Raw genomic sequence first — 20861 nt, 5'->3', positions numbered from 1 at the left:
GAGGACATGGGTACAGACGTTGCAGCGCAACCGCTGGCAAGAAAAGTGATGAGATGGGTCAAGAGTATCAAACTGCAACGCCAAACGCCCTAGCGGGAATTCCCGAGACCACAGGTGGGGTGTCAGGGCGGCGTCAGGCAAAGCGAAAACTGGGCCGGCCGGTATCATTGCGCGCTTCGCGTCGTCCGCCCCCTGCCTGTCCCCTTCCCTCCCCCTCCCTCCATGTCTGCCGGTCTCAATCTCGCCCAGCTTCAGGCTGTCCATTACACCGACGGTGCCTGTCTGGTGCTGGCGGGGGCCGGCTCGGGCAAGACGCGGGTGATCACGCACAAGATCGCGCACATGATCGAAAAAGGGATGGAGCCCAAGCGCATTGCCGCCATCACCTTTACCAACAAGGCCGCCGCCGAAATGCGCGAGCGCGCCAAGGGCCTGATTGGCCGCCGCGCCAAGGATGTGCTGGTGTGCACCTTCCACGCCCTGGGTGTGCGCATGGTGCGCGAAGATGGCGCGGTGCTGGGCCTCAAGCCCCAGTTCAGCATCATGGATGCCGATGACGTGGCCGGTATCCTGAAAGACGCCGCTGGCGGCACCACCGACCTGGCCACCGCGCGCCAGTGGCAGTGGACCATCAGCAAGTGGAAGAACATGGGCCTGACCTCCGAGCAGGCACTGGCCCAGGCGGCAGACGACAACGAGCGCAGCATTGCCGTGGTGATGGCGCGCTACGAAGAGCGTCTGGCGGCCTACCAGAGCGTGGACTTTGACGACCTCATCGGCATGCCGCTCAAGCTGCTGCGCGATTTTCCCGAGGTGCGCGCCAAGTGGCAGGCGCTGCTGGCCCATGTGCTGGTGGATGAATACCAGGACACCAACGCCACGCAGTACGAACTTTTGAAGCTGCTGGTGGGTGAGCGCGGCCACTTCACGGCCGTGGGCGACGATGACCAGTCCATCTATGGCTGGCGCGGCGCCACGCTCGACAACCTCAAGAAGCTGCCGCTGGACTACCCCGCGCTCAAGGTGATCAAGCTCGAGCAGAACTACCGCTCCACCAGCGCCATCCTGCGCGCGGCCAACAACGTGATCGGGCCCAACCCCAAGCTGTTCCCCAAGACCCTGTTCAGCGAACTGGGCGAGGGCGAGCCGGTGCGCGTGGTCGATGCCGACACCGAAGAGCACGAGGCCGACCGTGCCGTGGCCCGCATCCAGAGCCTGCGCGCCGCCAGCAACCCGCCGCCTGCGTGGAAGGACTTCGCCATCCTGTACCGCGCCAACCACCAGGCCAAGCCGTTTGAAAAAGCGCTGCGCCGCGCGAACATTCCTTACAAGGTGTCGGGCGGCACCAGCTTTTTTGACCGCGCCGAAATCAAGGACCTGTGCGCCTGGTTTCGCCTGTGGATCAACAACGACGATGACCCGGCGTTTTTGCGCGCCATCGGCAGCCCCAAACGCGGCATCGGCCACACCACGCTGGCCGCTTTGGGCGCGTTTGCCACGCAGCACAAGCAAAGCATGTTCGGCGCGCTGTTCAACGGCATGCTGCCCGCGGCCGTGCCCAAACGCGCGCTCGATGGCCTGCACGAGTTTGGCCGCTACATCAACGACCTGGAGCACCGCGCACGCCACACGCACGGTGCCGAAGATTCGCGCGCTTTTCTGGCCGAATGGCTCAAGGAAATCGGCTACGAGCAGCACCTGTACGACGGCGAAGACAGCGAAAAGGTGGCTGCGGCCCGCTGGACCAACGTGCTGGAGTTTTGCGACTGGATGGCCCAGCGCGCCGGCGGCCAGATAGACGACACCGCCGGTGCCGTGGTGGCCAAGGAGACGAAAAGCCTGCTGGAGGTGTCGCAGACCATTGCACTGCTCTCCACCATCAGCGAGCGCGAGCAAGAGCAGGACATGGTCACGCTCTCCACGCTGCACGCCAGCAAGGGGCTGGAGTGGCCGCACGTCATTCTGGTGGGCGTGACCGAGGGCATGCTGCCCTTCAAGCTCGACGATGACGAGGGCCGCCAGCTCAAGGTGGCCGACGACACCCTGCAACGCCTGCAGGAAGAGCGCCGCCTCATGTATGTGGGCATCACCCGCGCCCAGCGCACGCTGGCCGTGAGCTGGACCAAAAAGCGCAAGAAGGGCCGCGAGATGGTGGCCGCACGGCCCAGCCGCTTCATTGCCGAGATGGGCCTGGACAAAACCACGGCGCGCGAAGACCCACGCGAAAAACTCAAGGCCCTGCGCGCCGAATTTGCTGCCAAGGCGCAGGCCGCAAGCGCTGCGAATGCCGCCAACGCGGCGCCCACCCCATGACGCCACGCCCGATGAAGCCGGTGGCATGGCCTATGCTCCGGCCTGCGATTACTTACATTTTGATAGCTATCAGCGCTTGTCCTACAAGCGCTACAGGCCAAAACGACCCAAAATCCGCGACGGCTTGCCCGGCTGCTGCCAACATGAACCACCAGCACCTGCAGGGCCGCTGGCACGCCACGCTGCAGGCCGCCGCACCGGATGCGGCGCACCCGCCCGATGCCACCGCCCTGTTGCAGCTTGGCCCCCATCCCGAGCTGGCCCACAGCGTGCGCGGAACCGTGCAGCGTGGCGGCGCCAGTGCACAGCTCAGCGGCGATGTGGACGCGGGCGAACTGACTTTGGAAGAATCGGTCAACGGCACCAACATCAGCGCCACCTGGACAGGCCAGGTGGTCGATGGCAGTTGCGGCAAGGAAATACACGGAACATGGAACAACGCCACTCCCCCCACCACCCAACCCTTCGTGCTGCGCAAGCAGGCGGGCTGGCAATGAGCGCCCGCCACGGCGCCGCACTGGCGCTGGCATTGCTGGCACCGGCCGGGGCCGGCCTGGCCCAAAACGCACCCACGCCCGCCAGCGCCAGTGCACTCGCCAGCGGCGACGCTGCATGGCGCCGGTGCGCAGCCCTGGGCGACGACAACCAGGCGCGACTGGCCTGCTTCGACCAGTGGGCCGGCCAGCAGGCCTGGCAGGCGCCGGGTGCGTCGGCCAAGGCGGGTGCAGCGGGCGCGGGCGAAACCGGCCAGGGCGCCGATGCGTCGGCGGTTGCGCTGCCGGTGGACGCCCGGCTGCCGGCCACCCGCATCATCGATGTCGCAAGCTCCGCAGGTTGCCGCGACACCCAATACAGTGACATCTCGCGCTTTTGGGAGCTGGAATCGGGCACCGACTGCGGCACCTTCAGCTTTCGCGGCTACCGGCCCATCACCGTGTCGGTGGTGGCCTCCGACAGCGTGAACCGCCAGCCCAGCTCGGATGCCGAGGACCGCACCGCTGCCGACATCACTCCCTACCGGCGCACCGAAAACCGCATTCAGCTGTCGGTGCGCACCAAGCTGGCCCAGGGCATGCTGACGCGGGGCCACCCCACGCTCAAGGACTCGCTGTGGTTTGGCTACACGCAGCAGTCGCACTGGCAGCTGTTCAGCCCCAACATTTCGCGCCCCTTCCGCACCACGGACCATGAGCCCGAGGTGATTTACGTGTATCCCACCGACGCCCAACTGCCTTTTGGCTGGCGCTGGCGCTACAGCGGCGTCGGGCTGGTGCACCAGTCCAACGGGCAGAGCAACCCCTTGTCGCGCAGCTGGAACCGCGCCTATCTCATGACCGGCATGGAGCTGGACAACCGCTGGAACGTGCGCGCGCGCGTCTGGAAGCGCCTGTCCGAAGACCGCACCAGCGACGACAACCCCGGCATCAGCGACTACATCGGCCGGGGCGAAGTGCAGGTGTTCTGGAACGTGGACAAGGACAACACCCTGGGCGCCACGGTGCGCCACTCGCTGTCCGGCACGGGGCGCGGCTCGGCCCGGCTGGAATGGCTGCAAACCCTGGGCACGGGGCTGGGTGGTGGCAAAAGCAACCTGCGCCTGCACACCCAGCTGTTCAGCGGCTACGGCGACAGCATGATCGACTACAACCACAAGCGCACAGTGCTCAGCCTGGGGCTGAGCCTGGTGGACTTCTAGCGTACATCCCCCTGAGGCGCTTGCGCGCCTTCCCCCTTCTCTCTCCTCGCTTCGCGAGTCGGAAAGGGAGACGCAGCCAGTGCGGCGGGGCGGCCCTTGCACGGCTGCCCTGGCTTGGGCCGCGCCAGCGCCACGCGCCGCGGGTGGCACGCAGCACCGGAGAGAGCCCATGCCATCACCGCCGCCCTCGCCAGCTCACAACTCGTTACGACATCGTCCTCAAGTTTGCCCCTGACGCGCCGACGTGCCGCCACAATGGCACGCGCACCGACGCCGGCATGGTCCTTGGCGAAGGGCTCCCAAAAAGAGCCCCTTTCCCACCCTTTAACCTGCCATTGCCTGCACCGTGCGCCCTCGACAATGCCGCTAAAGAGGAAATCCCATGGACATGCAATACCAGCTCAAGGCAGGCAGCTACTACCTGTACGACATGCGTGACACGCCCAGCGCGGTCACGGGTGAACGCCGGTTCAAGCTGAAAACCGACACGGTGGCCATTGCATTTGATGTGCACACGGGCGAGGTGCACCAGCACGGCAGCCCCACACGCATCCAGTCGTGGGCCAACAATACGCGCCGACGCCTGCGCGCAGCAGGTGCGCAAGATGTGGCCAACGACATCGTGGTGGTGTCAGGCCCCCTGCCGGTGGACGAGCTCAACAAGTGCCTGTGGGTCAACGGCTACGTGCGGCGCATGTTCAAGCGCCTGGCCAGCCTGCCGCACGGCAAGCTGCAGCGCACGGCCGAGCCGTTTCGTAAGGCCGCCTGAAGCCGGTCAGGCATTCAATTAATTCTGCACAAGGGCCGCGAACAGCGGCCCTTTGCGCATCTGCAGGTCAAACTGCTGCGTCTGCGGCACCTTCCAGGTCGTCTTGCACCTCCAGCACCTCGGGGTGTTTCACGATGGTCACCGGCACCGGGCTGGCATGGGCCAGCTCTTGCGACACCGATCCCAGCAACGCACTGCTGATGGCACCCTGGCCGCGCGCGCCAATCACGACCATGTCGCAACCCGAGCTTTCGATGATGTCCACCAGCACATGCGCCGGGTCGCCCACGCCCACGGCGGTGTCGCAGCCAAGGCCGGCCGCCTGCAGCAGCGCGCGCGCGGAGGCCATCAGGTGCTCGCCGGCCTCCACGCTGGCGGCGGCGATCAGGTCGGGGTCGCGCGACACCACCAGCTCATACAGCGACGCGGGCTCTTGCACATTGGCCAGCACCACGCTGGCGCGCAGGCCGTCCTGCACCAGCCGCAGCACATGGTGCACGGCGTCGAGCGAGAGGGCCGAGCCATCCACAGCGATAAGTATCTTGATCATGGCAACAACTCCTTTGTATTGAACAGTTCGGACCAGTGTAGCGGCGCGTGGGCAGCGCGCAGCGCGGCATGGCGGTGTGGCCCCATCTGGGACAATCGCGCCCATGCTCCAGTTTGACCTTCTCACCACCGACCCCACCAGCCACGCCCGGCGCGGCACGCTCACGCTCAACCATGGCGTGGTGCAAACCCCCATGTTCATGCCCGTGGGCACCTATGGCACCGTCAAGGGCGTGATGCCGCAAAGCCTGCACGACATGGGCGCGCAGATCATCCTGGGCAACACCTTTCACCTGTGGATGCGCCCTGGCCAGGACGTGATGCAGAGCTTTGGCGGCCTGCACGGCTTTGAAAAATGGGACAAACCCATCCTCACCGACTCGGGCGGATTTCAAGTGTGGAGCCTGGGCGCCATGCGCAAGATCACCGAAGAAGGCGTGCACTTTGCTTCTCCCGTCAACGGCGACAAACTCTTCATGTCGCCCGAGGTGAGCATGCAGATCCAGACCACGCTCAACAGCGACATCGTGATGCAGCTCGACGAGTGCACCCCCTATGAAACCAAGGGCCACCTGACCACCGAAGCCGAGGCCCGCAAGAGCATGGAGATGAGCCTGCGCTGGGCGCGCCGCAGCCAGGACGAATTTGCGCGGCTCGAAAACCCCAACGCCCTGTTTGGCATCGTGCAGGGCGGCATGTTTGAAAACCTGCGCGCCGAATCCCTGGAGCGCCTGGTCGAGATGGACTTCCCCGGCTATGCCGTGGGCGGCGTGAGCGTGGGCGAGCCCAAGGACGAAATGCTGCGCATCATGGCGCACACGCCGCACCTGCTGCCCGCCCACAAGCCCCGCTACCTGATGGGCGTGGGCACACCCGAAGACCTGGTCGAAGGCGTGGCGCAGGGTGTGGACATGTTCGACTGCGTGATGCCCACGCGCAACGCGCGCAACGGCACGCTGTTCACGCGCTTTGGCGACCTCAAAATCCGCAACGCCCGCCACAAGACCGACCACCAGCCGCTCGACACCACCTGCAGCTGCCACGCCTGCGCCGGCAGCGCGGGCGTGCCGTGGAGCCAAGGCGGCCGAGGCGGCTTCAGCCGCGCCTACCTGCACCACCTGGACCGCTGCGGCGAAATGCTGGGCCCCATGCTCACCACCATCCACAACCTGCACTACTACCTGAACCTCATGCGCGAAGTGCGTGAGGCACTGGAGGCAGGGCAGTTTGCGCAATTCCGCGCGCAATTCAAGGCAGACCGGGCGCGCGGGGTGTGAACAGTATCAAAGCCCTGTGCGGCGCGGACACTCTAAACTCATCTATTGATAGCTGACAACGCTTAACACCTGGGCGTTTAAGCCACTTTTATTAGAGAACCAAGCCCCCCATGAGCCACCTTTTCCAGGCCCTGGCCGAACGCGTGGACGCTTGGCGCACCGCGCGCTACGACTGCCCCGACTTCCCCGCCATCCGCGAAATCCTCGACTTCGCAATCGAAGACCCAGCCACCGGGCAATTGCGCTACCTGCGCCACGCGCAGTTCCGAGCGCTGGAAACCTATTGGTACCTGCGGCTGGTGCTGAATACACCACGTATTCCCGACCTTTACGCAACGCTGTTCCCAAAGCCCAAAGAGCGACGCGAAGCCATGGGTCTGACCGCACGCGAGATCGTGGACATGATTGCGGACGACGGGCTGGATACCGTCCTGGAGCGCCTCCAAACCGACAACGCCTTCGTACGCAAGCACGGACTCGAATCCCTGCGCGAAACCTTCGCGCTCGACTACCCCAGCTACATCCTGGCGCTGGCCATGGGCGCCGGCAAGACCATCCTGATGGGCTCCATTGTCGCCACCGAGTTCGCCATGGCGCTGGAATATCCCGATGGCCCGTTTGTTGAAAACGCGCTGGTGTTCGCACCCGGCAAAACCATCCTGAGCGCCCTGCGCGAGCTCGCCGATATTCCGTTTGACCGCCTGCTCCCCGCGCGGCTGTACAAGCCTTTTGCCGCCAGCTTCAAGCTCACCTTCACGCGCGACGGCGACAAAACCATTCCCATCACGCTGGGCAGCAGCTTCAACGTCATCGTCACCAACACCGAAAAAATCCGCATCCAGAAGCCCACCGTGCGCAACACCGCGCAAAGCCGCCTGTTTGCCGGCACCAAAGACGAAGAAGCCACGGCCCTGGCCAACCTGCGTCTGCAGGCCATTGCCTCGCTGCCGCACCTGGCCGTATTCTCGGATGAAGCCCACCACACCTACGGCCAGAAGCTGCTGGGCAAGTGGGAGAAAGACAAGGAAACTGGCGAGCCGGTATTCAAGGACGATGGCATCAAAAAAGTGCGCCGCACCATCGACTACCTGGCGCAGGAAACCAACCTCATCGTCACCATCAACGCCACCGGCACGCCCTATTTCGAGCGCCAGCCGCTGCGCGACGTGGTCGTCTGGTACGGCCTGGGCGAAGGCATACGCGATGGCGTGCTCAAAGAGCTGGCCGGCGGCATCAAGGTGCTGGAGCTGGGCGATGGCGAGGCCGGCACCATGGTGCAAAGCGTGATCGACGACTTTGTGCGCGACTATTGGCCGGTGGCGCTGGAAAACGGCGCCCCGGCCCGGCTGGCGCTGTACTTTCCCAACATCGACACACGCGACGAACTGCGCCCCGCCATCGAATCGGCGCTGCTGGCCCACGGCATTGGCCCCGATACCCTGCTGGCCGTGGACAACAAATCCAGCGACGCAACGCGCCGCGCCTTCGAGGCCGTGGCCCGCGACAGCGCCGCCCCGCACCGCGTACTGCTGCTGGTCAACATGGGCACCGAGGGCTGGAACTGCCCCAGCCTGTTTGCCTGCGCGCTGGTGCGCAAGCTCGCCACCAGCAACAACTTCGTGCTGCAGGCTGCCACCCGCTGCCTGCGCCAGGTACCGGGCAACAAGGCGCCAGCACGCGTTTACCTGACCGCCAGCAACAAGAAAACGCTGGAAGACCAGCTCGCCGAAACCTACGGCACCAGCCTCAAAGCGCTGGATGCCCAGCACGCCGACCGGGTGGAAAAAACCATCCACCTGCACAAGCCCCACCTGCCGCCGCTTCTCATCAAAAAGCGCGTGCTGCGCATTCAGCGCAAGGCCGACAGCGGTGCTGCCACGCCACTGACTTTCGCCGTGCCTGACACTCCGGCCCCAAGCGGCCCCGTTGTGCAAACCTGGAGCCCTGTGCTCACCGCCAGCGGCGACACCCGCTTGCAGCGCCTGGATGCCGGCGACGTGCTGCTGCAGCCCTACACGCCGATGCTGGATGCCTACACCGCCGCCGCCCGGCTGGCCACCAGCCACCACCTGCCCACACCCGAGCTGGTGGGCGCCCTGCGCAGTGCTTACAGTCAAAATGGCACGCAACCCAATCAGGATAAGCGCGAGCAGCTAGAAATACCAGAGCATCACCTCGATGCCCTGGCGCTGCAAATCGAAGCCCAGCGCAACCAGTACGAGGAAACCTGGGACGAAATCGAAGTGGCCGTGGCCCTGGTCAAGGCCGAGGGCTTCGACCATGCCGAGGTGGATGGCCAAAGCATCTACACCGCCCGCATCAGCTTTGCGAAAGAGCGCGAACCACTCTACAAGCAGGCCAAGGACACGGCCCATGCCGCGCTGGCCCTGCAAACCAGCTTCCACTACGAGGGCTACAACTTCGACTCCACGCCCGAGGCCGAATTTCTGGATTGGACGCTGGGCCTGCTGCAAAGCCACCCGCACCAGATCGAAGGCCTGTGGTTCACCGGCGGCCTGACCGATGCGGGCAAAACCGACCTGCGCGCCGAGTACCTGGGCGACGATGGCCGCTGGCACACCTACACGCCCGACTTCGTACTGCGCCGCGCCGACGGCAAACACCTGGTGGTGGAAGTCAAGAGCGACAGGCTCAGCCCCGACATCCATGCCGACATGGCCCGCCACGCGGCAGGCGAGCCCCCGCAAACCCAGGAAGGCCGAAAGGCTGTAGCACTGAAGCGCTGGGAAGACCTCAACCCCGAGCGCCTGCGCTACCACGTCATGTTTGCCGACACAGCCCTGCATGACGAGGGCAAGATAACCGTGCGTGATTTTATTTTGGGCTGACAATGTATATACTTAACATATATACATCCTCAAAAGGAGCAAACGCATGACTTACGCCCGCGTTTTTCAGTCTGGCAACAGCCAGGCGGTGCGCCTGCCCAAGGAATTTCGGCTCAACGTGGACCAAGTCGAAATTTTTCGCCAGGGCCGCGATATTGTGTTGCGCGAAGTTCCGCTCAGCGCCGCCGTGGTTTTTGATCTTCTGGCCAGCATGCCCGCCGATTTCATGGGTGACGGTCGGCACGACACCCCACCACAAGAGCGGGAAGCGTTCTGATGACCGATCGTTCCACCGTCCGCTACCTGCTCGACACCAACATCTGCATCTACATCGCCAAAGGCCAGCCGCTGGCGGTGCGCGCACGCTTTGAGCAGCACGCCCTGCACGACGTGGCCATGTCCACCATCACGCTGGGTGAATTGCGGTTTGGGGCGGAAAAAAGCCAAGCCCGCGAGCGCGCCCTGAACACCATCGAACAACTCATGCAGGTGATACCGGCCTGCGCCCTGCCCCTGGAGGCGGGTGAGCATTACGGCCAGATTCGCGCCGCCTTGCAACAGCAGGGGCTTCCCATCGGCAACAACGACTTGTGGCTGGCGGCGCATGCGCGCTCTCAGGGCTGGATTCTGGTGACCAACAACACCCGTGAATTTGCACGCGTACCTGGCCTGCAGGTGGAAAACTGGGTGGATTGAGACTCTTCTTTTATGACCGAAAAACCGTCGCCCGCCAAGAAACCCACCGAGGTGAGCATCACCCGCGCCAAAGGCCGCCCCATGCTCAGCTGGGTGGGCAAAAAACCCTTGGGCCGCGTGACGGCCTTCCCGGCGCAAGCCATTGAACGCTTCAGCGCCACCGACGCCGCGCCCGCGCAAGGTTTGGGCACCGCCGACTGGTCGAAGTGGCCGCAAGGTTTGCCCCAGGGTGGCCTGCTCTACCACGGCGACAACAAGGAAGTGCTGGCCCACCTGCTGGCCAACGGCTTTCGCGGCCAGGTCAAGCTGATCTACATCGACCCGCCCTTTGACAGCGGCGCCGACTATGTGCGCAAGGTGCAGCTGCGCGGCCCCAAGGGCACGCTGAAAATTGACGGCGAGGACTACGCTTTAGGCGAGCAGGTGCAGTACACGGACATCTGGAGCAACGACAACTACCTGCAGTTCATGTACGAGCGGCTGCTGATGTTGAAGGAGCTGCTGCATGAGAATGGTGCAATTGCTGTCCACTGTGACTTCAGCAAGGGCCACTACCTGCGCTTAATGCTTGATGAAATATTCGGCGAAAAGAACTTTGTAAACGACATAACCTGGTACTACGAAAACAAGCCGCAATTCGGGTTCATGAAGCATCTTCCACATGATCACGATCTGATTTTTGTATACGCAAAAAATTTCGGCGACCATTGCACGAACCATCAGCAAGTCCCCGTGAAGGAGGTCCAGCAGCAGGCGGTTGTTGCCTGGGATCCAGTTGCAAAAAAACGTGTTGCTAAGCGTGATGAGGCTGGCGACATCATCTATGTCACCCGAGAAGAAAAATACATGGGGAGTGTGTGGACTATTCCTCTAGTCCACCCAATTGCCACAGAGAGAACTGGTTACCCCACTCAAAAACCTGAACCTCTCCTTGAACGAGTGGTTGAGGTTTTTTCCAACCCCGGCGACCTCGTGCTCGACTGCTTTATCGGCTCGGGCACAACCGCCGCCGTCGCCCAGAAACTCGGCCGCCGCTGGATTGGCTGCGACATCAACAAGGGCGCCATCCAGACCACGGCCAAGCGGCTGCAGGGCGTGATGCGCGAGCAGGCGCAGGCACTGGCCGCCGCCAACAGCCAAGGCGAGTTGGTGGCGCGCGACGATGCGCCGACCGCGCCCTGCCAGCTGTCTTTCAGCACCTGGCGCGTGAACGACTACGACCTGCACATCCAGCACAACGAGGCGGTCGAGCTGGCCTGCCAGCACCTGGGCATCACGCGCACGCGCACCGACCCATTCTTTGACGGCACGCGCGGCGCGATGCTGGCCAAGATCATCCCGCTCAACCACCCGCTCACACCGCTGGACCTCGAAGCGCTGCGCACCGAACTCAAAAACCGGCCCGAAGAAGAGCGCGACATGCTGGTCGTCAGCCTGGGCCAGGAGCACAAGGCGCGCGAATGGGTGGCGCAGTACAACCACAACCGCCCTGTCAACAAGATTCACCTGATCGAGCTGCGCACCGACCGCAAGGCGGGCGGCTTCATCAAGCACGAGCCGATGAGCGTGCAGGCGCATCTGGAGCGCGATGGCAACACGCTGGTGGTGCAGATTGACGACGTGGTGTCGCCCAGCATCATTGCGCGGCTCGACTTGCAAGAGGGCATCTTCCGCGCCAGCATCCCCGATTGGCGCGCGGTGGTGGACTGCGTGCTGATCGACACCCAGCACGACGGCGAGGTGTTCAACGTGGCGCTGGCCGACGTGCCCGCGCGCAAGCAAGACCTGGTGGCCGGGCGCTACGAGCTGCCCGCACCGCCCACGGGCGCTACGGTGGCGGTGAAGTTGATCGACATGCTGGGTGAGGAATGCGTGGTTCGACTGCACGCCTGACGACCGATAGGCGCAGCGCTTGGCACCGGCACTTAGCAGCGCCCCGCGCACCGAAAAGGCAGCTTGGGCGCGCTGCACCCTGCGTGGCACGATCACACTCAATGCTTTATTTTTGATAGCTACCAGCGCTTTCTCCATAAGCGCTAGAGCCATATTTGACCCAAAAAACTATAACCGCCCAAAGCAAAGGCCCCTGCCATGCAAGACGACAGGGGCCTTCTGGGGCGGCGCGACGGCGCCGCAGATCAGTCGCGCAGATCGGCCGGCAGCGTGCCGCCGTTGGCGGCAATGCTGCGCATCACCTGCTTGTGCAGACCGATGTTCCAGGCGGCCGAGCCGGGTTCGTCGTTGCCGCTGTAAAGCAGTTCGGCGGCCAGCTCCTTGCGCGCCGACAGGCTGCTGTCCAGGCCCAGCAGCTTGAGCAGATCAACGATGGAGGTGCGCCAGTTCAGCGCGCTGGCGCCGGGCATGGCGTCCAGGATGGGCGCCACGTCTCCCAGCGCGATGGATGCCGGTGCTGGGGGGGCTGCAGGTGCGCCCGCGGCGGCGGGTGCCGGTGGCGCGGCCACCACGACTTCGGCCGCGTTGGCCGACGGAAAAATCTTGGAGAAGATGTTGGAAAAGAAACCCATGATTGCTCCCGAAGTGGTTGGGGTGGAAAGGACACGCGGCACCCAGGGTGAGGCCCTGAACTGCGCCTGCCTTTGTATCACGCTGGGGTGACGGGCGAATGCCCGGGCTCCGTTGACTGGCTGGCCTGTGCCCCCGTGCCGCACGCATGGCAAAACCGGGCAAATGAGCTCTTGCGCGTGCTGCAGTGGCCGCAGTGGTCAAACAGGCCGATGCCGCAGTGGGGGCAAAAATCGATCTTGTCGTTCTTCAGGTCGACCGGGCGTTCGCAGCCGGGGCACACGCTTTTGGCCAGGCGCGCCAGGGCCACGTCGTAGCCCAGCTCTTTGCGGCGCTGCTGGTCGGGCAAGGACTCGGCCTGCTTTTGCCGCTCCAGGTAGCGGTTGAGCGCCAGGATGGCATAGCGCCCCACCAGCGCCGTGATGGCGATGCCCACCACATAGCGCACGTAGCCGCCGTAGCTGGGCAGGTAGGGCACGAGTTCGACAAAGAATGCAAACAAGGCGAAAAAGATGAAGCCCCACACAAACGGCCAGTAAGTGCTTTTGCGCTTTTTTACAAACAGCCAGCCCGCCACCACCAGCAGCGGCAGCGTAAGCGCCAGGCGGTACAGGAACACGCGCAGCTCGACCTTGCGGCGCTCGGCGTTGAGCTTTTCGTAGCCTGCGGCTTCGAGCGTGCTCAGGCGCGCCTGGGCGGCGGCGGCGGCCTGGCGGGCATCCAGCGCGGCCTGCTGCTGTGCCTCTACGGCCTGCTGGGTGGTGCGCTCGGCCTGCTTGAGGGCATCGAGCGCCTGGGTGCGGGCCAGCACATCGGGGTCGTGCTCGGCGCGCTGGGTGACGCTGCGCGTGGCCAGCCAGTTGTTGAAGGTTTCGCGCGCGGACTGGCTTTCGCTGCGGGTCTTGCTGCGCTGCAGCTGGGCCTGCTCCAGCGCGGTTTGCGCCTCTTGCTCGGCCTGCCGGGCGGCCTGCACCTGGCTGCGCAGGGCCTGGGCCGCCGGTTTGTCGAGAAAGTCGTCCACCCGCAGTGGGGCCTCGACCTTGGGCAGGTCGCCCACGATGGTGCCGCCCAGGCCGATGAGGAAGCCGGCAAACACCAGGGCCACCAGCCACAGGCCGCGGCGAAACCATTTTTCAGACAGTCGCAATGATTTGCTCATGGTCTTTTTTCCTTTTAAAACACTATTAATTCAATAGCTGCTTGCGCTTTACCAGAAAGCGCTAGAGCCTGTTTTCACCATATTTTCTGCGGAAGAGGACACGTGCGCCGTGCAACGCATCCGAGGTGCTTCAACCGCTGCTGGCGCTGGCCCGGCTGCACTGGCCGCGTCGGCCACCCTGCAGCATGGTGCGGCACAGCGGGGCCGGAACTTTTCGTGGGCGCCGCGCCCCCAACCTCGTTGCGACGTACCACCGAGGTGAAATCATGATGTGGCAAAAACTGCGGCCTCTCGCATGGACCGGGATGGCCGCTGCGGCGCTTGCCGCCAGCGGCGTTGCGTGGGCCGATCGCGGCGGGCACAGCCATGGGCACCGGGGTGCGCGGGTGGGCATTGGCGTTTACCTGGGCCCGGGTATTGGTTATCCCGTGTACCGCCCGGCCTATCCTTACTACCAACCCTATCCGTATGGCTGGTCGCCGCCGGTGATGGCAGTGCCCGCCGAACCGCCCGTCTACATCGAGCGCGGCAACGACGCCCCGGCCTACAGCGGCGGCACCAACGGGCAGCAGCCTCAGGGCTACTGGTACCGCTGTAACGAACCCGATGGCTACTATCCCTACATCACCCACTGCCCTGGCGGCTGGCTGCAGGTGCCGGCGCAGCCGCCGGCCAACTGATGGACAGCCCTGCCCCTCGCTGCAATGACCCTGGCGCCGGGCAGGCGCCTTATCTTCACCTTGAGGAATCATGATGAAACCCCTTTCCCTCGCAAGCGTGTCGCTGCTGGTGCTGGCCTTGACCGGTTGCACGGTGATGCCCACCGGCCCCAGCGTGACGGTGCTGCCCGGCAGCACCAAGAGTTTTGAGCAGTTCCGGTACGACGACGTCAACTGCCGGCAATACGCACACATGCAGGTGGGCGGCGCCAACGAAGCCGTCAACCAGAGCGCCGTGGGCAGCGCGGTGGTGGGCACGGCCATCGGCGCCCTGGCCGGTGCCGCGCTGGGCGGCAACCACGAGGGCGCGGCGGTGGGCGCTGGCATGGGCCTGCTGATGGGCTCCAGCGTGGGCGCTGGCAATTCGCAATCTGCGGGCTACGGCAGCCAGCGCGGCTATGACAGCGCCTATGTGCAGTGCATGTATGCCCGCGGCCACCAGGTGCCGGTGTATGGCCGCATGCTCACCAGCCCGGGGGCACCCGGGCCGGGCTACGCCGCCCCCATGGCACCGCCGCCCCCGCCTGGCTACTGGCGGCGTTATTGATCTGGCGCCGGGATATTTCGAAGGCCGCGCGGGCTTGTCAAAGACCTTCGGCCAATTCAGCGTGAATGGCGCAAACGCCATGGTGCGGGGGCCCACAGGCCGTTCATGAAGGCTGTGCATTGACGACAGGTGGCACCAAGCCGTCAGGCCGCCAGCAGGCGCGCCACGCGCTCACGCAATAACTCGGGCTGCGCCTCGGCGGCCGCCACGGGGGTGCCCACGTTCAGCCCCACGCGGTTGAACAGGCCACGCCGGAACGGCCGCACCATGGCACCGCCCTGCTCTATGCGGCTGAAGTACGAGCCCCACAGGTTGGTCAGTGCCATCGGAACCACGGGCACGTCCAGCCCGTCGGCGCGGGCGCGGTCCAGAATTTTGACGATACCGCCCTTGAACGGCTGCAATTGCCCGTCGCGCGTGATGCCGCCTTCGGGGAAGATGGCCAGCAGGTCGCCGCCCTGCAGCACCTGCGCCGCGCGCTCGAAGGCCGCCTCGTAGGTGGCGGCGTCTTCCTTGTAGGGGGCAATGGGAATGGCTTTGGCCAGGCGGAACAATGCGCCCAGCACCGGCACCCGAAAAATGCGGTGGTCCATCACAAAATAGATGGGCCGGGGGCTGGCGGCCATCAGCAGCACCGCATCGACAAAGCTCACGTGGTTGCACGCCAGCACGGCCGCGCCCTGCACGGGCAGGTTTTCGTCGCCCTGCACCTTGAAGCGGTAAACAAAGCGCGAGAGCACCCAGGCCACAAAACGCAGCAAATATTCGGGCACCAGCAGGAAGATGTAAAACGCCACCACCGCGTTGGCAATGCCGGTGAACAAAAAGATCTGCGGCACCGTGAAACCCGCGCCCAGCAACGCGCCTGCAATGAGCGAGCTGGCAATCATGAACAGAGCGTTCAAGATGTTGTTGGCCGCGATGATGCGCGCGCGGTGCGTGGGCTGGCTGCGCATCTGGATCAGTGCATACATGGGCACGCTGTACAGGCCGGCAAACAGACTCAGCAGCGCCAGGTCGGCCATCACGCGCCAGTGCGCGGGCTGCGCCACAAAGGCGGCCAGGCCCATCACATCGGAAGCGGGTAGGCCGCGCGCGGCGAAATACAGGTCGATGGCAAAAACGCTCATGCCAATGGCGCCCAGTGGCACCAGGCCGATCTCGACATGGCGGCGCGAGAGCACCTCGCACAAGAGCGAGCCGGTGCCAATGCCGATGGAAAACACCACTAGCAGCAGCGAGGCCACCTGCTCGTTGCCATGCAGCACCTCTTTGGCAAAGCTGGGGAACTGGCTCAAAAACACCGCGCCAAAAAACCACATCCAGCTGATACCCAGCAGCGAGCGGAACACCACGATGTTTTCGTGCGCCAGCTTCAGGTTGCGCCAGGTCTCGGTGAAGGGGTTCCAGTTGATGGTGAGGTGCGGGTCGGTGGCGGGCACCGGGGGGATGAACTGCGCCACGGCCCGCCCCATCAGCGCCAGCAGCACACAGGCCAGGGCCACCGTGGTGTGCCCAATGCCGGGAATGGCCACCAGCAGGCCCCCCGCCACGTTGCCCAGCAAAATGGCCACGAAGGTGCCCATCTCGACCATGCCGTTGCCACCGGTGAGTTCGCGCTCGCTGAGCACCTGGGGCATGTAGGCAAACTTTACCGGGCCAAACAGCGTGGAGTGCACGCCCATCAAAAACGTGCACAGCAGCAGCACCGGCACGTTGCCCGCAATGAACCCGCCAGCGGCCACCAGCATGATGGCAATCTCCAGGTTCTTCACGAAACGGATCATGCGCGTCTTGTCGTATTTGTCGGTCAATTGCCCCGAGGTGGCCGAGAACAACAAAAACGGCAGGATGAACAGCGCACCAATCACCAGCCCCGCCATGGCAGGTGGCAGCCACGACACGCTGAGCTGGTACGTCACCATCACGGTGAAGGCGAACTTGAACAGGTTGTCATTGGCCGCCCCCGAGAACTGCGTCCAGAAAAAGGGCGCAAAGCGGCGCTGGCGCAACAGGGCGAACTGGTTGGGGTCGGCGTGTGCGCCAGGGGCAGGATGGCTGCTGATTGCGCTGGTAGCACTGGTGGCGCTGTCAGAGAGGGTCTCGGGGGTCATGCGTTGGTCCTCGGTTCCGTCACGGGTTATTGGGCGCGGGGTCTGCGGCTGCGCGCCGGGTCCACCGCTGTTCTGGTGCCGGTGCCCTGGCGCATGCAGTGCGCCCGCACACCGGGGTGACGTGGCGCGTCATTCTGCCCGCACACCGTGACTGCTGCGCCCGCAGGCAGCGGGCCGGTGCGCACTGCGGCCAGCGCGGCCAGCACCGGCAAGGCGGCACCCGCCGCCAGCAGGTGCTTGAGGCTGTGGCCCGACACCCACTGGCCCAGCGCGTCAAACACCGCGTGGTCTGCGGCCTCGAACAGCTTGGCCGCGCCATACCAGGCCATGACGGCGCCCAGCTGCAGTGCCAGTGCGCCGCACCGCGTGGGCAGCAACGCCATGGCCGTCACCGCCAGCATGCCGCCCAGTTGCACCACCGCCCAGGGCAGCAAGTTGCCGGTGTGCGCCCACCACATCACGGCCGCCGGCCCGGCCACCACCATGGCGGCCGCCGCCACCCCGCCCGCGCGCAGACTGACTCGGCTGGCCCCCGCCAGGCCCAGCAGCCCGGCAAAGGCCACGGCCATGCCCAGCCGGTCCCACAGCAAGCCTGCGTCATCGGGGCGCAGGTGGTAAACGGTGGAGCCGACCGATGTCAGCACCAGGCCCACAAAAAACAGGCCCGCCGCGGCGCGCGTGACCGCATCGACCGCGCCGCGCTGCACCCCCCGCAGCAACCCAAGCCCCCACAGGCCCGCCAGGGCAAAAGGCAGGTTGGTCAGCACGTCCAGCGCGCAGGGCAGACCCCACAGCATGCGCTGATCGGCAAAGCCATGCTGGTGCTCGCTGGCAGGCACGGCGGGGCCCAGCACAGCCAGTGCCAGCAGCACCGCGGCGCCCAGCAGCAGGCCGGTTTCGGGCCGGGTAAGGCCGCCCCGGGGAAGTGAATGGTCAAAGGTCATGGTGTTGCGTGGCCGGTAGTGGGTGATGCCGCGCAGTGTGGGCAAGGCCGGGGCAATTGGGGGCATAAAGTCGCTCAGGGCGCTACCGATAGCACCTTGGGTATCCATAATCGATACCCATGAGCACCACCGCCGACCTTGTTGCCGCCCTGAAGAAGGAACTCAAGACCGCCCAGATGACCTATGCCGACCTGGCGCAGCAACTCGGCATGGCCGAGTCCAGCGTCAAGCGCATGCTGGCCAAGGGCGACATGCCGCTGTCACGCATCGACGCCATCTGCCGCGCGCTGGCGCTGGACTTTGCCGACCTGGCCCGGCATGTGGCCGACAACCAGCCGCTGCTCAGGGAACTGACCCCCGAGCAGGAGCGGGCCGTGGTGGCCGACAAGAAACTGCTGCTGATGGCCATTTGCGTGCTGAGCCAGTGGACGCTGGAGCAGGTGACCACCGCCTACCGCCTGACCGAGGCCGAGGGCATCCAGTACCTGGCCCAGCTCGACCGCATCGGCATCATCGAGCTGCGGCCGTTCAACCGCTACCGCCTCAAGCTCGCCAAGACCTTCCGCTGGCGCCCGCACGGCGCGGTGATGAACTACTTTCGGGAGCACGCACTGCTCGACTACTTTGCGGGTGGCTTTGACGGCCCAGGCGAGGGGGTACTGCTGGTGCACGGCGCCATCAGCCGCAGTCTGGCCCCGGCTTTCATGGAACGCATGCAGCGCGTGGCGCACGACTTTGCCCAGCAGCACCTGGCCGACCAGAAACTGCCCCAAAGCGAACGCGAGGGCTACACGCTGCTGCTGGCGCTGCGCAGCTGGGAGTTCGAGGCGTTTGCGGGCATGCGGCGCTAGCACATTTTTTTCATAGCACGCAGCGCTCACCAGTAGGGCGTTACAGGCCAAAAACCCTCTGAATACTGCGCGCAAGTCGGCGCCCTGAAACACAACTTCACAACACTTCGCACAGCACCTACATGCGCTTGACGCAGTGCCCCCACGATCAAGGCTCCCGGTTCCGCACGGAATCCTTTCTGAGGAGAACACCATGGCACGCATAGCCCTCGCCGCCGCTTCCATCGCCCTGCTGTCGCTGAGCGCCTTGACGGCGGCGCATGCACAGGTTGGCGCCACTATCGTCATCCAGTCGGGCAGCCCCCACTACCAGCGCCCCGCCCCGGCGCTGGTGCAATACCAGGCCCCACCGCCCCCGCGCTACGAAGCTGTGCCCCGCCATCGGCGCGGCATGGCATGGGTGCCCGGCCACTGGGAATGGCGCGGCCACCGCCATGTGTGGATGCAAGGCCACTGGGTGAAGGCCCGCCCCGGCTACCACTACCGCGAGCCGCGCTGGATGGAGCACGACGGCCGCTGGGCCATGCAGCGCGGCGGCTGGGACCGTGACCGCGACGGCGTGGCCAACCGCTACGACCGGGACCGCGACGGTGACGGCGTACCCAACCGCCGCGACCCCCAGCCCGACAACCCCCGCCGCAACTGATTGCAACCGGGCACAACTGAGCGCCAATAAGCGCTATGTATCGCGGATCGGCACAACCGGGTGCAGGCGTGGCGGGTTTTCAGCCCAGCTGAAGCTCGGCGCGGCCCAGGCCCGGGAAGTCGGCCACCACCACCGTGCCCGGCGCCACCAGCACGGTACCGGTGCATGAACCAGTGGTCACCCACTGGCCGGCGCACAGCCCGCCCAGGCTGCGCGCACCTTCGTTGGCCAGCCATGTCAGCAACCGCAGGGGGTCGCCCGCCGGGTTGCTCCAGGTGGCGTGCTGCACGGCCACCGCCCCATTCACCGACAGGCTCACTCCTTGTGCCAGGGGCTGCACTGCAGCCACATCGGCCGTGCCCGAACCCACGATAAGTGCCCCGTGGCAGGCCTGGTCGGCCAGGCGGCTCCACGCGCCCTGCTGCGCCCAGGCGGCAAAGCGCGTGTCGCACACCTCGATGGCGGCACGCACGGATGCCATGGCCGCCAGCACCTCGGCCGCACTGTAAGGCGTTGGGCGATCGGGTAGATCGATGCCCAGCTCGTACACCAGTTCCGCCTCGACTCCCATCACGGCAAAGCCTGCGGCAGGCAGATGCAGTGCCTGCCCGGCTGGCGCAACAAACACCGAATCGCGGGTGAGTGCAGCGCGCGCAGGCAGCGCCTGGGGCGAAGCAGCCCCCACCTTCCAACCCGCGATCTCGCCGCGCTCGCGCACCACGGCGTCCTGCACGGCATACGCCTGGTCCGCATCGCATGGGCGCAGCGCAACGGGCAAATCCAGTGGCCGGGGCATGCGACCCTGGCGGGCCATGGTGATAACGGCGGCGCTGGCGAAGGGGTCAAAAGCGGTAACAGGCATGGCGTGCGTCCTTGGGGTAAAGCTGGGCGGATTATGGCGAGGCGCAGGCCCGTCCTGCCCCGCCAGCATCAGCAACGATTGCTGCCCATTAGCCAGCAAAACCACCCCGCCGCCGCCAGCGCACTCCTAGAATGGCCCCCGCAGGAGAGCATGGCGGGCCGCAAGCCCGCCGCTGCACCGAAGGCGCAAACTCCCATACACGCTCAGGTCCCGTACTGCACCATTCATCAAAGCCGTCTGGAGAGCCGCCACACACCCGTGTGGCGCACCGAAGGAGCAAACCGAGCGCCATGTGGGCCGCGCGGTGAATCTCTCAGGTACCAAGGACAGGGGGAGCGGCAGCTTGG

General features: G+C 65.2%; 19 protein-coding genes and 1 riboswitch. Of the genes, 13 read left to right on the top strand and 6 right to left on the bottom strand.

Annotated features, from left to right (window positions below; translation table 11 throughout):
• Positions 1-222 precede the first annotated feature (222 nt).
• From K226_RS0105770 to K226_RS0105755, 4 genes are all read left to right on the top strand, one after another.
• Positions 223-2313 (top strand): ATP-dependent helicase, encoded by a 2091-nt coding sequence (locus tag K226_RS0105770; RefSeq protein ID WP_024813902.1) that lies wholly within the window; start codon positions 223-225, stop codon positions 2311-2313.
• Between the two features lie 143 nt (positions 2314-2456).
• Positions 2457-2810 carry a hypothetical protein gene (locus K226_RS0105765; protein WP_238324195.1) on the top strand — a complete coding sequence of 118 codons (354 nt, stop codon included), beginning with the start codon at positions 2457-2459 and terminating at the stop codon, positions 2808-2810.
• On the top strand, positions 2807-4009 hold the full coding sequence (locus tag K226_RS0105760) for a phospholipase A (protein ID WP_024813900.1): 1203 nt from the start codon (positions 2807-2809) through the stop codon (positions 4007-4009). Before K226_RS0105765 ends, K226_RS0105760 begins: the two co-directional genes overlap by 4 nt.
• Before the next feature lie 382 nt (positions 4010-4391).
• On the top strand, positions 4392-4778 hold the full coding sequence (locus K226_RS0105755; protein WP_024813899.1) for a hypothetical protein: 387 nt from the start codon (positions 4392-4394) through the stop codon (positions 4776-4778).
• Positions 4779-4845: 67 nt separating this feature from the next.
• On the opposite strand, the gene K226_RS0105750 is transcribed toward K226_RS0105755, so the two are convergent.
• Positions 4846-5328 (bottom strand): universal stress protein, encoded by a 483-nt coding sequence (locus tag K226_RS0105750; protein ID WP_024813898.1) that lies wholly within the window; start codon positions 5326-5328, stop codon positions 4846-4848.
• A 103-nt stretch (positions 5329-5431) separates the two neighbouring features.
• On the opposite strand from K226_RS0105750, the gene tgt reads away from it, so the two are divergent.
• The 5 genes from tgt to K226_RS0105725 all read left to right on the top strand — a co-directional run bounded on the left by tgt (position 5432) and on the right by K226_RS0105725 (position 12042).
• Positions 5432-6604: a tRNA guanosine(34) transglycosylase Tgt gene (gene tgt, locus K226_RS0105745; RefSeq protein ID WP_024813897.1), complete on the top strand. Its 1173-nt coding sequence runs from the start codon at positions 5432-5434 to the stop codon at positions 6602-6604.
• A 110-nt stretch (positions 6605-6714) separates the two neighbouring features.
• A complete protein-coding gene (locus tag K226_RS0105740; protein ID WP_024813896.1) occupies positions 6715-9453 on the top strand; it encodes a DEAD/DEAH box helicase family protein in 2739 nt (912 codons plus the stop codon).
• A gap of 46 nt (positions 9454-9499) precedes the next feature.
• A complete protein-coding gene (locus K226_RS0105735; protein WP_024813895.1) occupies positions 9500-9730 on the top strand; it encodes an AbrB/MazE/SpoVT family DNA-binding domain-containing protein in 231 nt (76 codons plus the stop codon).
• On the top strand, positions 9730-10149 hold the full coding sequence (locus K226_RS0105730) for a type II toxin-antitoxin system VapC family toxin (RefSeq protein ID WP_024813894.1): 420 nt from the start codon (positions 9730-9732) through the stop codon (positions 10147-10149). The genes K226_RS0105735 and K226_RS0105730 overlap by 1 nt, the downstream gene beginning before the upstream one ends.
• Before the next feature lie 12 nt (positions 10150-10161).
• Entirely contained in the window at positions 10162-12042 is a 1881-nt protein-coding gene (locus tag K226_RS0105725; protein WP_024813893.1) for a site-specific DNA-methyltransferase, read from the top strand.
• A gap of 245 nt (positions 12043-12287) precedes the next feature.
• On the opposite strand, the gene K226_RS0105720 is transcribed toward K226_RS0105725, so the two are convergent.
• Both K226_RS0105720 and K226_RS0105715 read right to left on the bottom strand, forming a co-directional pair.
• Entirely contained in the window at positions 12288-12674 is a 387-nt protein-coding gene (locus tag K226_RS0105720) for a DUF3597 domain-containing protein (RefSeq protein WP_024813892.1), read from the bottom strand.
• A 77-nt stretch (positions 12675-12751) separates the two neighbouring features.
• Positions 12752-13831 (bottom strand): zinc ribbon domain-containing protein, encoded by a 1080-nt coding sequence (locus tag K226_RS0105715; protein ID WP_024813891.1) that lies wholly within the window; start codon positions 13829-13831, stop codon positions 12752-12754.
• A 266-nt stretch (positions 13832-14097) separates the two neighbouring features.
• Between K226_RS0105715 and K226_RS0105710 the strand changes: the two genes are divergently transcribed.
• Complete coding sequence (locus tag K226_RS0105710; protein ID WP_024813890.1) at positions 14098-14511, top strand: hypothetical protein; 414 nt, start codon at positions 14098-14100, stop codon at positions 14509-14511.
• 73 nt (positions 14512-14584) lie between these two features.
• Entirely contained in the window at positions 14585-15097 is a 513-nt protein-coding gene (locus K226_RS0105705) for a YMGG-like glycine zipper-containing protein (RefSeq protein ID WP_024813889.1), read from the top strand.
• 143 nt (positions 15098-15240) lie between these two features.
• On the opposite strand, the gene K226_RS0105700 is transcribed toward K226_RS0105705, so the two are convergent.
• A complete protein-coding gene (locus K226_RS0105700) occupies positions 15241-17211 on the bottom strand; it encodes an MFS transporter (protein ID WP_024813888.1) in 1971 nt (656 codons plus the stop codon).
• 26 nt (positions 17212-17237) lie between these two features.
• Entirely contained in the window at positions 17238-18221 is a 984-nt protein-coding gene (locus tag K226_RS18710; RefSeq protein WP_155886499.1) for a hypothetical protein, read from the bottom strand.
• 53 nt (positions 18222-18274) lie between these two features.
• Here K226_RS18710 and K226_RS0105690 point away from each other — a divergent pair, with 53 nt between their 5' ends.
• Together K226_RS0105690 and K226_RS0105685 are read left to right on the top strand one after the other, a co-directional pair.
• Entirely contained in the window at positions 18275-19006 is a 732-nt protein-coding gene (locus K226_RS0105690) for a helix-turn-helix transcriptional regulator (RefSeq protein WP_024813886.1), read from the top strand.
• Positions 19007-19199: 193 nt separating this feature from the next.
• Positions 19200-19652 (top strand): YXWGXW repeat-containing protein, encoded by a 453-nt coding sequence (locus K226_RS0105685; protein WP_024813885.1) that lies wholly within the window; start codon positions 19200-19202, stop codon positions 19650-19652.
• 79 nt (positions 19653-19731) lie between these two features.
• On the opposite strand, the gene K226_RS0105680 is transcribed toward K226_RS0105685, so the two are convergent.
• Positions 19732-20514, bottom strand: a complete 783-nt coding sequence (locus K226_RS0105680) for a 2-keto-4-pentenoate hydratase (protein ID WP_024813884.1) — start codon at positions 20512-20514, stop codon at positions 19732-19734.
• Between the two features lie 227 nt (positions 20515-20741).
• Positions 20742-20854, top strand: a riboswitch (glycine riboswitch).
• Positions 20855-20861 lie beyond the last annotated feature (7 nt).

The organism is Acidovorax sp. JHL-3 (assembly GCF_000526295.1).
GTDB classification, from domain to species: Bacteria; Pseudomonadota; Gammaproteobacteria; order Burkholderiales; family Burkholderiaceae_C; genus Acidovorax; species Acidovorax defluvii.
The sequence above is the reverse complement of the archived record's forward strand: the minus strand, read 5'-3'. Positions and strand labels throughout refer to the sequence as shown.

Bases quoted from the DNA above. Each gene is read 5' to 3' on its own strand.
- K226_RS0105720 (WP_024813892.1), bottom strand. From the start codon at position 12,674: ATGGGTTTCTTTTCCAACATCTTCTCCAAGATTTTTCCGTCGGCCAAC.
- K226_RS0105680 (WP_024813884.1), bottom strand. From the start codon at position 20,514: ATGCCTGTTACCGCTTTTGACCCCTTCGCCAGCGCCGCCGTTATCACC.
- K226_RS0105755 (WP_024813899.1), top strand. From the start codon at position 4,392: ATGGACATGCAATACCAGCTCAAGGCAGGCAGCTACTACCTGTACGAC.
- K226_RS18710 (WP_155886499.1), bottom strand. From the start codon at position 18,221: ATGCCCCCAATTGCCCCGGCCTTGCCCACACTGCGCGGCATCACCCAC.
- K226_RS0105750 (WP_024813898.1), bottom strand. From the start codon at position 5,328: ATGATCAAGATACTTATCGCTGTGGATGGCTCGGCCCTCTCGCTCGAC.
- K226_RS0105690 (WP_024813886.1), top strand. From the start codon at position 18,275: ATGAGCACCACCGCCGACCTTGTTGCCGCCCTGAAGAAGGAACTCAAG.
- K226_RS0105710 (WP_024813890.1), top strand. From the start codon at position 14,098: ATGATGTGGCAAAAACTGCGGCCTCTCGCATGGACCGGGATGGCCGCT.
- K226_RS0105770 (WP_024813902.1), top strand. From the start codon at position 223: ATGTCTGCCGGTCTCAATCTCGCCCAGCTTCAGGCTGTCCATTACACC.
- K226_RS0105700 (WP_024813888.1), bottom strand. From the start codon at position 17,211: ATGACCCCCGAGACCCTCTCTGACAGCGCCACCAGTGCTACCAGCGCA.
- K226_RS0105760 (WP_024813900.1), top strand. From the start codon at position 2,807: ATGAGCGCCCGCCACGGCGCCGCACTGGCGCTGGCATTGCTGGCACCG.
- K226_RS0105715 (WP_024813891.1), bottom strand. From the start codon at position 13,831: ATGAGCAAATCATTGCGACTGTCTGAAAAATGGTTTCGCCGCGGCCTG.
- K226_RS0105705 (WP_024813889.1), top strand. From the start codon at position 14,585: ATGAAACCCCTTTCCCTCGCAAGCGTGTCGCTGCTGGTGCTGGCCTTG.
- K226_RS0105685 (WP_024813885.1), top strand. From the start codon at position 19,200: ATGGCACGCATAGCCCTCGCCGCCGCTTCCATCGCCCTGCTGTCGCTG.
- K226_RS0105730 (WP_024813894.1), top strand. From the start codon at position 9,730: ATGACCGATCGTTCCACCGTCCGCTACCTGCTCGACACCAACATCTGC.
- tgt (WP_024813897.1), top strand. From the start codon at position 5,432: ATGCTCCAGTTTGACCTTCTCACCACCGACCCCACCAGCCACGCCCGG.
- K226_RS0105725 (WP_024813893.1), top strand. From the start codon at position 10,162: ATGACCGAAAAACCGTCGCCCGCCAAGAAACCCACCGAGGTGAGCATC.
- K226_RS0105740 (WP_024813896.1), top strand. From the start codon at position 6,715: ATGAGCCACCTTTTCCAGGCCCTGGCCGAACGCGTGGACGCTTGGCGC.
- K226_RS0105735 (WP_024813895.1), top strand. From the start codon at position 9,500: ATGACTTACGCCCGCGTTTTTCAGTCTGGCAACAGCCAGGCGGTGCGC.
- K226_RS0105765 (WP_238324195.1), top strand. From the start codon at position 2,457: ATGAACCACCAGCACCTGCAGGGCCGCTGGCACGCCACGCTGCAGGCC.